This window comes from Ignavibacteriota bacterium, assembly GCA_016707525.1.
GTDB lineage: Bacteria > Bacteroidota > Ignavibacteria > UBA10030 > UBA6906 > JAGDMK01.
This window is the reverse complement of sequence record JADJHP010000003.1, coordinates 37,330-50,141: the sequence shown is the minus strand read 5'-3', so window position 1 is coordinate 50,141 and position 12,812 is coordinate 37,330. Positions and strand designations below refer to the sequence as shown.

7 protein-coding genes are annotated in these 12,812 nt (G+C 59.9%); 2 read left to right on the top strand and 5 right to left on the bottom strand.

The annotated features are described in order from the left end of the window. Positions 1–112 precede the first annotated feature (112 nt). The gene (locus tag IPI01_06390) at positions 113–1,141 is read left to right on the top strand and encodes a pre-peptidase C-terminal domain-containing protein (protein MBK7257423.1); all 1,029 of its coding nucleotides are present in this window, start codon (positions 113–115) and stop codon (positions 1,139–1,141) included. Here the strand turns inward: IPI01_06390 and IPI01_06385 are convergent. Continuing rightward, entirely contained in the window at positions 1,138–3,231 is a 2,094-nt protein-coding gene (locus tag IPI01_06385; GenBank protein MBK7257422.1) for a hypothetical protein, read from the bottom strand. The two genes, IPI01_06390 and IPI01_06385, sit on opposite strands and share 4 nt — an antisense overlap. Before the next feature lie 338 nt (positions 3,232–3,569). Next, the gene (gene ppk2 / locus IPI01_06380; GenBank protein ID MBK7257421.1) at positions 3,570–4,412 is read right to left on the bottom strand and encodes a polyphosphate kinase 2; all 843 of its coding nucleotides are present in this window, start codon (positions 4,410–4,412) and stop codon (positions 3,570–3,572) included. Between the two features lie 675 nt (positions 4,413–5,087). On the opposite strand from ppk2, the gene IPI01_06375 reads away from it, so the two are divergent. After that, positions 5,088–8,243, top strand: coding sequence for a TonB-dependent receptor (locus IPI01_06375; GenBank protein MBK7257420.1), 3,156 nt, complete (start codon positions 5,088–5,090; stop codon positions 8,241–8,243). 17 nt (positions 8,244–8,260) lie between these two features. On the opposite strand, the gene IPI01_06370 is transcribed toward IPI01_06375, so the two are convergent. Genes IPI01_06370 through IPI01_06360 form a run of 3 tightly spaced genes read right to left on the bottom strand, consistent with a single transcriptional unit; the run spans position 8,261 to position 12,789 of the window. Then, positions 8,261–8,560: a hypothetical protein gene (locus tag IPI01_06370; GenBank protein ID MBK7257419.1), complete on the bottom strand. Its 300-nt coding sequence runs from the start codon at positions 8,558–8,560 to the stop codon at positions 8,261–8,263. Then, positions 8,557–11,679, bottom strand: a complete 3,123-nt coding sequence (locus tag IPI01_06365) for an efflux RND transporter permease subunit (protein ID MBK7257418.1) — start codon at positions 11,677–11,679, stop codon at positions 8,557–8,559. Before IPI01_06365 ends, IPI01_06370 begins: the two co-directional genes overlap by 4 nt. A 33-nt stretch (positions 11,680–11,712) precedes the next feature. Then, the gene (locus tag IPI01_06360) at positions 11,713–12,789 is read right to left on the bottom strand and encodes an efflux RND transporter periplasmic adaptor subunit (GenBank protein MBK7257417.1); all 1,077 of its coding nucleotides are present in this window, start codon (positions 12,787–12,789) and stop codon (positions 11,713–11,715) included. Positions 12,790–12,812: the final 23 nt, after the last annotated feature.

The following is a 12,812-nucleotide window of genomic DNA, read 5'->3' as shown; positions in this document are numbered from 1 at the left end:
TCTTCCTCTACCTGCGACCTGCTGGCGTCATATTTAGGACTTTCAAGGGAACGTTTCCCGGGTGCTGCCCGTTGAGTCTTCTAACCGACTCTACCGAGAAAGGACAACCGCCATGGGCGAACGCCCCAAAGTGTGTATTGACCGCCTCCTCCCGCGCGATCTTATGAAGTTCCACCCCACCCGGCGTATGAGATCCGGCGTCGTACGTGCGATCTCGCCGATCGGGAAGACGTGGATGAATGGTGAAACGCTCACTGTGCGTTTTCTGGGCGGCAGCCCTGCCGAACAGGCTCTCGTGAAGGAGCAAGCCGGGTGGTGGACCCAGGTTGCCAACCTCACATTCGCATTCACAAATGTTGCCAATGCACGGATCCGGATCGCGTTCGATCCCAATGACGGAGCGTGGTCCTACATTGGCACGGATTGCGCCGATATTCCCTTGAACGAACCCACAATGAACCTGGGGTTTCTGGATGGAGGAACCGCCGCCCATGAGTTCGGCCATGCGATCGGTCTGGCACACGAACACCAGAATCCCGCGGGAGGGATCCAGTGGAACGAGGCCGTGGTCATCAGCGAAATGGCCAAGCCCCCCAATAACTGGGATGAAGAGACGACGCGTCATAACATCCTGGAGAGGTACCGCGCCGACCAGATCAACGGGACCGCATTCGATCCGGACTCGATCATGCTCTATTTCTTCCCCCCGTCGTGGACGCTCAATGGTGTTGGCACGGAAGAGAACAATGTCCTTTCCGCGTTGGACAAGGCATTTGTCGCAGGTGCAAAGATGTATCCGAAGACCGGACCCACACCCGCAGACGCCAAAGTATTGTCCGTCAATGCAAAGCGCCGAACGCAGGCCTCCATCCGGAAGTATGGAGAGGAGGATCTCTTTCAGTTCACAGCGGAGAGAAACGGACGGTACGTCATCAATACACTGGGTCCTACGGATGTGGTGATGAAGCTGTTCGGCCCCAACAGCGGAACGGCACTCATCGCTGAAGATGATGATTCAGGTCTCGATACCAATGCATTGATCTCGTCAGAACTGATCGCGGGGACGTATTTTGTTCAGATCCGGCACTACAACAAGGCGAGTGGGAAAGGGAAGTACACGATCAAGGTCCGATCGCTCTAGAGTTCGCGCTGGTACACGTAGACCGTGACCGGTTCCCGGTCGGCTCTGGTCGAACGCCACTCTTTCACGGTCAGTGTCATGAGGTCGGCAGAAACTGTGTACTCGCCGGTTGTTGTCACGATGTACTCTCCCTGAGATGTGGCCACCCTGGCCACGGTCTCCATCAGGAGCGTCGTTCCATCTTCCTTCCATGCAGCAGTTGTTTGAATACTGTCCGTCCAGCCTGCCGAATATCCCATCCTCCTCGTCACTTCTTCAGCCCCCGCGACCGGCGGACCTCCGATCACGAGCGTCTTGGACGTCTGCCGTTCGCGATTGTGAACATAGCGGTGCTCGCGGGCGGTGGTGGTGATGCTCATGACCCGTCCACGATGCGCAATGGTGAGCTCATATGATGATGGAAAGACGTTCTTGCTCTTAGCCCGATCGAGCTTCCAGTGGCCGGAGAAATCCGGCTTCTGGTCGAGAAAGCGCGTGACCGTCGTGGGCCGCCTGCCTGCCATGATCATGAACTCGGCGGGTGGGACAACCTCGAACTCCGGGCCCAGCTGGTCAACAATGGACCTCATGCGTTGGACATCGTTGTCCTCGCGGACGTGCACGGGAAGAAAGTACGGTCTGCGGGGATTGATCCGCGCAAGTTCGCGCAGGTCTTCCGCGACCTCCTCCACGGATTTGCGGACCTCGACATAATAGTTGTAGGAAAGGAAGGGACGTCCATCACGGCAGTCAAATGTGTTGGCCGGTCCGTATCCGTTCAAGAAACCAAGGGCCGAGGGGATGTTCTCGTAGTAGGCGTCGACCACACGCTTGGGGAGGTCTGCGTTCCCGACGTGGTAGTCGCCCTCGGAGAAATCCATGATCCCGAAAACGTGCAGGTCCATGCGGCGCATCAGGGAGTCCTCCCGGCGGAGGACCTCCGGAAGCAATTTCGGGGGGAATTGCTTCGGATAGAAATAGCCCGGTCCGCTCAGACTGCCAATGAAGTGATCCTGGTCGGTGGCGGTCTCGTAGTAGTACTGAAGGAGTGCGGGTGCGGTGGTAAGGTACTCTTCGTTCATTTCCCATCCATAGGGGAGGCTCCCGCGACCGGGGCGATTCCAGGAGCCGATGCCGAGGCCGTCGCTCTCGATGAGCGTGATATACACCTTGTCGGCGACGACGGGGTTACGATCATACACCGCCTTCTGCTGGAAGGAAAAATCAGGTGAAAGCGATATGCCGTGGTGGAAACTCAGGTTCGGTACGGATGCAAGTCCCTCCGCCATGATGAGAGCATGACGGGAAACCATCGTGATGTGCTCTTCCTCCTTGTCCTTGCAGTACGAATGCCAGCCGTAGACGTACGACAGGGGCTTCATCTCGCTCATGATACGTTCGGCGAGGGCATACTCCGCGCCGGCGCCCGGTCGCGCCGACAGATCGGAGCAGAACGCCTTGTTGGCGATCGCAAAATCGCCGATCGCGGGCTGCAAGCCGGGTCCATTCTTGAGTCCACGGCAGTGCTCACCAAGATAGACGAGATAGTCACGACTGCAGCGCGGCCAATACACGTCATATGCCCACTGAAAGATCTCGGCGTCGGTCTTGCCGCGGAACCGTTTGCGCAGATCGGCCACGCACCGGAGCCCCAGCTTCTTCATGAGGGGAAGAGACGCCTCCGTTATGACGAGGGCATCCTCGAGACCGGCGATCGTGAAGGAGACCATGAGGGTCGAGATCACCGCGCGATCCCAGATCACATACCCCTTGAGATGTGCGCGATACTTCTTGATGGCGTCGGCCGCGGACCGCACCTCGTTCGTTCGGATGCCATGGCGGTTCTTGTAGAAGTCAAGGATGGGCGTGGTGCCACCATGGACATGGTCTTCCGGATACAAGAGATAGATGTTCGGGACGTTCCTGTTCGCCAATCCCTGGAGACTAATCAACATGGCCTGACGGGGCAGGTCGCCCGCTGCTTCCCAGTCACCGGTGATATCCATGACGGTGATCTCCGGCGCTTCGGGGCGGGGTTCGAAGCCGAGGGCTCCATGGGGGAAGCAGGTGGCGATGGCGGCGCACGCAAGCACAACGATGATCCGGTTCATAGCGGGTTCCTGAAAGGGTGAGCGTGGCGGAGAAGGGTGTGTGCGGGAGTTCTCGCCCCCCCCGGCACAATAGTGATCACGCTGATCGTAGGAGTATAGGGGAGGTGCGGTGAACAAGCAAGTGAGAAATTCCGGCTATTGGCGGGTCATGGCGATGGATGGTCCCGTCGACGTCCTTCCGGGCCATGCATGCCACGTTGGCTGCCAGGCCGCCCGGTGGCTTCTGCGTAGTGACGGAGGAAGCGCGTGACGCGTGTTCGCTCCCGAGGCCGCCAAGCGATCCGTATCGGTACATGCATGCGTTGATGTACGATCGCGGATCCAGGTGTGTCACGGCGTCAGAAGTGGTCCGGCACAAATGTCTGGTCCGTGATCGGCGGACGAACGTACGCAGGGCACTTCTTCCGCGGCGGCAGGACCTGCGCCTTGGGGGTGAGGTTCTCGTGCGGCAGCACCTTCAGCAAATGCGAAATACAATTCAGCCGCGCACGCTTCTTGTCGTCGGCGTCCACCACATACCACGGCGATTGCTTGGTGTCCGTGTGGGCGAACATCTCGTCCTTCGCTTTCGAATACTCCACCCACCGTGCCCGTGATTCCAGGTCCATCGGACTGAGTTTCCAACGCTTCGTGGGATCCTCGATGCGCGCCTGGAACCGCTTCTCCTGTACCTCGTCGCTCACGGAGAACCAGTATTTGATCAGGATGATGCCGTCACGGACGAGCATGCGTTCGAATTCAGGACACGTCCGGAGGAATTCCGCGTATTGTGTCTCCGAACAGAACCCCATCACTCTCTCCACACCCGCTCTGTTGTACCAGCTCCGGTCATAGAGCACCATCTCGCCCGCACCGGGGAGATGCGCGACGTAGCGCTGGAAGTACCACTGGGTCTTCTCCTTCTCCGACGGCGTACCAAGGGCAACGATACGGCACACGCGCGGATTCAGCCTCGTCGTGATCCGCTTGATCACGCCACCCTTGCCCGCGGCATCGCGTCCCTCGAAGAGCACCACGACCCGCAACTTCTTCTCGACGATCCACCCCTGAAGGCTGACGAGATCTTCCTGCAACTTCGCAAGGGCCTTGTTGTACGCCTTCTTGTCGAGTTTCTTCTTCTCGGCCTTCTTGTTGGATGGCACTTCGTCGGATGCTTCTTTCTTGGACTTCTTCTTGGACATTGCCAGTTCTCCGGACGTGCTTCGTACGTTCGATACACCCGCATGGGCCGCGGGTTAGTGGGTGCAAACGGGATGCCTGATTTTCGACGGTTGGAACCCCCGGAAGCCCTCAGAATCCCAGAATCGCGCACTCTTGGCGAATCTGAAAATCGCTATTTTCCGCCATATGGCTAATGCGGTACCAGGCTCGGTCACCAACGATCCCCTGACGCCCCGCGGCAACGGCTGCGCAACCCGACCCCCCCCCTCTCATTCGTTGGCTGAGTTGCCTGCGATCTGGACGTTGACCGGGGGAGCCCCCCGGATCCTGAATGGCGCCGTCAGCAATGTCCGATGGTTTCCCTGGCCGACACGATGTGATCCTCGGTGTTCTTGTGCGTGTCACTGGTGTCTCTTGCAGGAGGTTACGCCAGGGTCGCTTGAAAGTCGATGTGAATTCTGTGAATTGCAGGATGGACCGGCAGAAAGCGGTGCCGCAGAGACGTGGATCCTGTTCCGGGATCTCGCGTGGTTGTGATTGTCGAAGTCCTGTCGTACATTCTGTCGTACCAGCCCGGCATATCTCGAATGGTTTCCACAATACCTCTCCCCGGAGTGCGACGCTCCCATGCAGGGCACAACGCCCATGCCCGTCGTTCCTTCAGAGGTCATTCTTCCCCCTTCCGGCTTCCGGCGATGCTGGCCGTCGCTCTGATGCTCTGCGCTTCACTGTGGGGTCAAACCCCTACCTCGACGACGCTGCAGGGCGACATTCTCTCCCGTGATGGATCGCCGATCCCCCGCGCACATGTTGAACTGACCCATGTTCCCACCAATAGTGTGTATCGCGTATCGGCAGGGGACAATGGCAAGTTTTTCATTGGCGGATTGCGTGTTGGCGGACCGTACACCCTGAAGGTTTCGCATATTGCGTTCGCTCTCCACGTGCGCACCGGGCTGTTCCTCAGATTGCTGGACAATACGCATGTCGGCATCGTGCTCAACCAGGTCGCTCTGCCTGGTGAAGAAGTAGTGATCACCGGGAATCGAACCGACTCTCTGAGCAGGCAATCGCAGGGCGCATCTCTCCATATAGACCGGGACCAGTTGGAAGCGTTGCCGCTCCCATCCGGTTCGCTTGAGGATGCCTACCGGATCTCTCCGTATATGGTCGGGGGGAGCGCACTCGGGATGAACAGAGTGTACAACGATGTGACACTGGACGGGATCGGGATCACTGATCCGTTCAGCCTTCAGCGGGTGGAGAATACCCCGGGGGGGATGCAGGCAAGCCCCCTGGATCTTGAATCGCTCCAGGAGATCCGCGTCGATCTCTCTCCTTTTGACGTCAGGCGGAGCGGCTTCACGGGCGCCGCGATCGCTGCTGTGAGCAGGACCGGTTCGAACACACTCTCCGGATCGGCCCACATCGACGGAGCAGGAGGATGGTTGATCGGGAGAAACCCCGATGATGGCAGGAGAGACTATCGCGGTTTTGCCGACGGCAGTGCTGGCTTTCGCATCGGCGGACCGATCGTAGAGTCACAAGCGTTCTTCTTTGCCACCGGGCAGGTGTCGTCGATGCGGGTTCCGATCGAACGGAGATTCGGCGCGCCGCTGACGCAGGGTTCGACGTACAGCTTTCCGGAGATCATGGTTTCGCAGTTGTACGATACGCTCGCCAGTAAATATGCATTCGATCCGGGCAGGATGGACATCGTCTCGTTGAACCGGGTGTCAGGGAATTTCTTCGGCCGGTTCGACATCGCTCTCCGTCGCGGACAGCAACTCAGCGTGCGGTATAACTTCGCCACCTCCCGCTCCGACAGGCCGCCGCAGGGCTCGACAGTATTCGCGGAAGGGACGCTGGCGCAGAACAGTTCCACGATGCATTCCGTGATCGCCGAACTCAACAGCCTGTTCGGATCGGCACTCTCGAACGAACTTCTCATCGGCTTCACATCACGACGGTTCACGTCGGAACCCCGCGGAACGGCCTTTCCGTTCGTCGATGTCATTGTCACGGATCGCCGCGGTTGGTGGAATCACCTCACGGTGGGGAGCGAGGTCGGAGGGGCCGGACAGCAGCTATCGCAGGACCATCTGGAGATCCACAATACGGTAAGCCTCAGCAGCGGCGGGCATCTGCTGACAGCAGGACTGCAGGGAGAGCTCCATTGGTTCCGGAGCCGGCTCTTCTCTTCGGGCTGGGGACGGTACACCTTCCCTTCGATGGCGGCTTTTACGCGAGGTGAGCCGGCTGAATACGAGTATCGCTATCCACGCTCAGGGTCGGCAGGAGAGGGGAACGCGTGGCATGCACTTCAGTTCGGAGCTTTACTGCAGGATGAGTGGCGGATCTCGCCAAAGGTCTCATTGACGGGTGGCGTACGTGTGGACCTCCCGGTCTTCCCGGATCATCCGCGGGAGAACAGCGCGGTCCGGGAAGCGTTCCTTCCTCTGGGCTATGATCTTTCCACGTCCTCCGTGCCACGTGCCCGGCCCATGATCTCTCCCCGGATCGGCATAAGCGTCTTTCCGAAGGAGGACCGATCGGTCCAGGTGCGGGGGGGAGTGGGACTGTTCACCGGCAAGATCCCGTATTCCTGGATCGGGAATCTCTATGACAATACGGGCCTCGACTATGTCCACATCAAAGAATCGGCTCATCCGCCGGCGTTCGGATCCGACGCGGCACGGCAGCCGGTGCCGGCAACCGATTCTCTTCTGCGCGAAACCGCTGAAGTCGTGGTGTTAAGCAAGGACTTTGTTCTTCCGCAGGAAGTGCGGTGGACCGTTGCGCTGGATCTCGTTCTCCCCTGGGATCTGGAACTTTCCCTTGAAGGTGTGTACTCCCGGACATTGCGCGGGGTTGTCTTTCAGAACATCAACCTCAGGCAATCGGGCAGAACGAACCCTCAGATCAATTACTGGGACCGCAGCGGCGATACACGGCCGGTCTACGGGCAGAGTCTGTCAGAAGCCAGATGGGTGTACTCACGGAACGACGATCGATTCACCGACGTCATGTATATGAGCAATGGCACGAGCGGATCGGCAACGTTTGCGACGGCACAGATCCAGCGCCGGCCCGGCCCGGAAGGGGTCTTCGCGAGCCTTGCGTATAGCTTCGGATCTACCGAGGACCTCAACAGCGGCACGTGGGACAACGCATACGATCAGTGGCGCTACAATCCCGCCCATACACCGAATGAACCCGTGCTGAACTACTCGGCGTTCGACCGGACACATCGGATCGCTCTGGCGTTCTCACTCCGGCAGGAATGGATCGCGGGATACGTGACCACTTTCGGTCTCCTGTATACCGGAGCTTCCGGTATCCCGTATTCATATGTGTACGATGGAGATATGAACGGGGATGGAGAATCTCTGAATGACCTGTTCTATATTCCGGAGCGACAAGCGGAGGTGCTGTTCGTCCGGGCCGATAGTGAGCTGATCCCCCCCGGTGATGTGGCGTACAATCAGTTCTTCTCCTTCATTGCTCATGATGAGTATCTTTCCACACATGGTGGTCAGACCGCGGAACGCAACGGTGCGCGCACCCCCTGGGTCCATCAGCTCGACCTCCGTCTCGCCCAGACAATTCCTGTCGGGGGAGACCATCATCTTGAGATCCATGCCGAACTGATGAATGCCCTGAATCTGCTCAATCCCTCATGGGGGCTTGTGCAGTCGGTGCCGTACCAGAGAGTGTCCGTGCTGCAGTTCTTCAAGCAGGATCAGATCGGACGTCCGCTGTTCCGGTGGGCGCCCAGAACGACCCCTCTTGAACCGGATCCGCTCCTTTCCCGCTGGCGCTTTCGTGCCGGGATCCGGTATTCCTTCTGACGTACCCTGCCGCTCTGCTACACGATCCTTTCCAACGGCACCTGGAACAGGCGGATCTTGTCATCCGCACGATGGATCTGTGCGTTGACCTCCTCGATCCCACCGACCAGCTTCTCCAGAACGTCCTCCTCGCGGATGGCGATCATGAGCACCGCATTGTGGCCCGGAAAGCTCCGGGTTCCGAGATGGGGCTCGGTCCCAGGCCCCTTGCCGGTCACCTGGTCCCACCGGGTGTAGTAGTCGATCCCCAGCTTGCCGAGGAGATCCATCAGCCGCGGGGCGTAGACGTCGTTGCATACCGTGAATACGATCTTCATGGCTGTGTCTCCTTCTTGATGCCGGGGGTGACACGGGTGATCTTCCGGATGAACCCGGCAACCGTGAAGTCGTCGAGTACCGAATACACCACCGGAACGACGAAGAGCGTCAGCAGCGTCGATGTGATGAGCCCACCGATCACCGCCTGACCCATGGGCGAGCGGAACTCGCTTCCTTCTCCGAACGCGAATGCCACGGGCACCATGCCGAACACCATCGCGAGCGTGGTCATAAGGATCGGACGGAGCCGGGTGGACCCGGCCATCACCAGCGCTTCGGCACGCTCGTGTCCCCGGTCGCGGAGCACGTTGGTGAAGTCCACGAGCAGGATCCCGTTCTTGGTCACGAGCCCCATGAGCATGATGATGCCGATCATGGACATCACGGAGAGGGATCCACCGAACAGGAGGAGCGCAAAGACCGCGCCGATGAGGGACATCGGGAGTGCAAGCATGATGGCGAATGGATATTTGAAGCTCTCGAACTGCGCGGCAAGCACGATGTAGACGAAGATGATGGCCAGTCCGAGTGCCAGCAGGATGTTGGCGAATGATTCCGACTGCATCTCGCCCATGCCGACGATCCCGATGGAGTAACCGGCAGGGAGGGTGATGGTCTTGATGCGTTTCTGCATCTCGCCGAGCACCTCGCCAAGCAGCGCGCCGGACAGGTTGGCGTCGATACGGATCTCACGCTGACGGTCGTACCGGTTGATGCGGGACGGCCCCGAAGCCGGTGTGATCTCTGCGACCGATCCGAGCGGGATCAGGACCTTCTGGCCGTTCCCCGCATCCTTGTTGCTCTTGATCGACAATGCGCGCACGTTCTCCAGGGACGACCGGTCGGATTTCTTGAGCCGGACACGGATATCGTACTGTTCTTCGCCTTCCTGGTACTTCGACGCGACGTAGCCATCGACCATGGCGCGCGCAGTCGAAGCGATCAGGCCCACATTGATCCCGAGGTCCGATGCCTTTTCACGATCGATGACCACCCGCACCTCGGGCTTCGACGTCTCGAGGCTGTTCTCCACGTCCGCCGCGCCGGGTGTCGTGCGGAACATGTACTCCACCTGGCTGGCGATGGTCTGGAGCGTGGCGAGGTTCTCGCCGCGAACGCTGAGGATGGCCTGCTTCTGGTTGCCACCCATCCCGCCCGTGGGCATGAGTCCGAAGTTCGCTCCGGGGATCCTGACGATCTCCTGCCGCGCCTCTTCCATGAGCTGATCGAGGGTCTTGCTGCGTTCCGCCTTCTTGACGGTCTTGACAAGGATGGTGCCTTTGGTCACCGGATCGCTGCCGGTGCCGATGGTGGTCAGCGTGGAGATGACCTCCGGACGTTTCCGCAGAACATCCTCTGCTGCTGCGCACAACCGGCTGGTCTCTTCAATGGAGCTTCCCGGTGCGGCGGTGACGATGACGTTGTACTCGCTCTGGTCCATGCTCGGGAAGAATGCCGTTCCCAGGAAGCCCATGACGAAGAAACTCGACAGGAAGATCAGGAGCGAGCCCACGATGACGGTCATCCGGTGTCCGAGCGACCACTGGATCGCACTCCGGTATTTGGCGCTCAGGACCGTGAACATATGATTGAACCAGTAGAGTCCGCGGCGGAGGAGATTGCCCTCGTTGGTGAGTTCCTCATCCTCTTCCTTCAGCCACTTCGATGAGAGCATCGGGGTGAGCGTGAAGGCCACGAACAGCGAGACGAGGACCGACACGGATACCGTGATGCCGAATTCGTAGAAGAACCGCCCGACGATCCCGGGCATGAATGCCACCGGGACGAACACGGCAACGATCGTGAACGTTGTGGCCATGACGGCAAGGCCGATCTCGGCGGTGGCGGCCTTGGCCGCCTCGATGGGCGATTCGCCATCCTGCATGTGGCGGTAGATGTTCTCGATGACCACGATCGCGTCATCGATCAGCAGGCCGACGGCCAGCGAGAGCGCCAGCAACGTCATGGTGTTGAGCGTAAAGCCCAGCGCGAACATGATGATGAAACTCGCGATGATCGAGGTCGGCAGCGCGATGGCGCTGATGAGGGTCGAACGCATGTTCGCAAGGAACAGATAGACCACGATCACGGCCAGCAGGCCTCCATACACGATGTCGAAGAGCACATCGCGGACCGAGTCGCGGATGAACGTGCTGTTGTCGCGTGCCACGGTCAGGTGCAGGTCGGCGGGGAGTTCGTTCTGGATCGCGTTGATCTGCTTCTGGATCGCTTCGGCGACGCGGACGGTATTGCTGCCGGACTGCCGCAGGATGCTGAGGCCCACGGCCTGTCTGCCGTTCAGCCGCGAAAGACTTTCCTGCTCTTTGACGCCGTCTTCCACCGTTGCGACCTCGGAGAGATGGACGACCTTCCCTCCGGGGGTCGCCACGATGACCGACGCGAAATCCCTGACGCTGGTATACTTGCCCATGGTGCGGAGAAGGATCTGCCTGCTGCCCTGGTCCAGATTTCCGGCAGGGATCTCGACGTTTGCCGCACCCACCGCCTGGATGACGTCCTGGATCGACAGGTTGTATGCCTGCATCCGGGCGGCATCCACGATGATCTGGATCTCGCGCTCGGCGCCGCCGACGAGGTCCACACGCCCCACGCCCGGCACGTTCTCAAGGCGTTTCTTCACCACATTCTTCGTGAACGTCGTGATCTCCTTGGGCGTCCGTTCGCCGGACAGGGTCAGCATGAAGATCGGCGTGCTCGCAGGGTCCAGCCGCTGGATGATCGGGTCTTCGATATCCGTTGGCAGGTCGCCGCGGATCGCCGCGATCTTCTCGCGCACATCCTGAGCGCCCTGCTGGCCGTTCACTTCCAGCTTGAACTGGACGACGACGATCGAGACCCCTTCCTGGGAGACGGAAGAGATATGGTCCACGCCGGCAACGGTGTTGACCGCGTCCTCGATCTTCTTGGTGACCTCGGTCTCGATCTGTTCCGGACCCGCTCCGGGGAGCACGGTGGTGGCGGTGACGTACGGAATGTCAACGTCCGGGAACTGATCGATGTTCAGTTTGATATATGAGAACAGTCCCAGCACCACCAGCGCGAAGATCATCATCGTGGCGAAGACCGGGCGTTCTATGGAAACATCGGCAAGCTTCATGGGTATCTACCTGATTGTTCGGTGGAGATCCGGTCAGCGCGCACCGGTCTGCTGCGACACGATGACATAGCTGCTGTCGCGTACGTTGTTGACGCCGACCGTTGCCACGGAATCGGCGGGGGAGAGGCCTCGCAGGACCACGGTCCGCTCTCCGTCGGTCATGCCCGTCTCGACGAGGCGCTGATACGCCCGTCCATTGTTCACCACGAAGACCTTGCTGGTGATGCCGTCCGTCTGAACCGCCACGCTGGGCACGATGAGGGCTCCGGTGCCGGACCCGATCCGGGTGCGGATCCTGGCGAACATTCCGGGACGGAACCACCGGTCCGGGGTGTTCGTGAACATCGCCTTCACTTCGAACGAGCGGGAACGGACATCGGCGGAGCGGGAGATCTGCAGAATGGTCCCCTGCACGCTCAGATCCGGGCGCGCCTCCGAGGAGATCGACACCTTCTGACCGATGGCCAGTGAGGCGACATCGGATTCATTCAGATTGAAGATCGCCTTCATCCGGCCGATCTGGGCGACCGTGGCAATGGGAACTCCGGGAGAGGTGAGATCGCCGATATTGACGTTCACGGCGGTGATCACGCCGCCGATGGGTGTGGTGAGCTCCACCATGCTGCGCGCTGCGACGTAGTTCGCTCTGGCGACATCATGTTGGGTCTGGACACCATCCAGCGTTTGGAGCGACACCGCGCCTTCGGCATACAGGGACTTCATCCGTTCCAGCGACTTCTCGGCATTCCGGAAGCTGGCCTCGGCCTGATAGAATTGCGATGAAGCCCCGGCTTTGTCGAGCGTGACGATCAGCCGCTCCGCGGGTACCGCGGCCCCGACCTGGACATGCACCTTTGCCACGCGTTCCGAGATCTTCGGAACGATGTTCGCCTGTTCCTGTCCCTCGAGGGTGGCAGAGTAGGTGCGCTCCACGGAGAGTGCACCGGTGCTGACGACCGCAACATCGATGGGAACGGCGATCTTCGCGCGGTCAACGTCGCCCTGTGCCGCTTCGTTTTCATGGGTCCCGCAACCGGCCAGCAGCACAAGCATCACGAGGCCGGCGATGGCCGCGGTGCGGCCGGCAATGATCTGAAAAGTGGTGTTCACGAGTCTGGTTCTCCTGATTATTC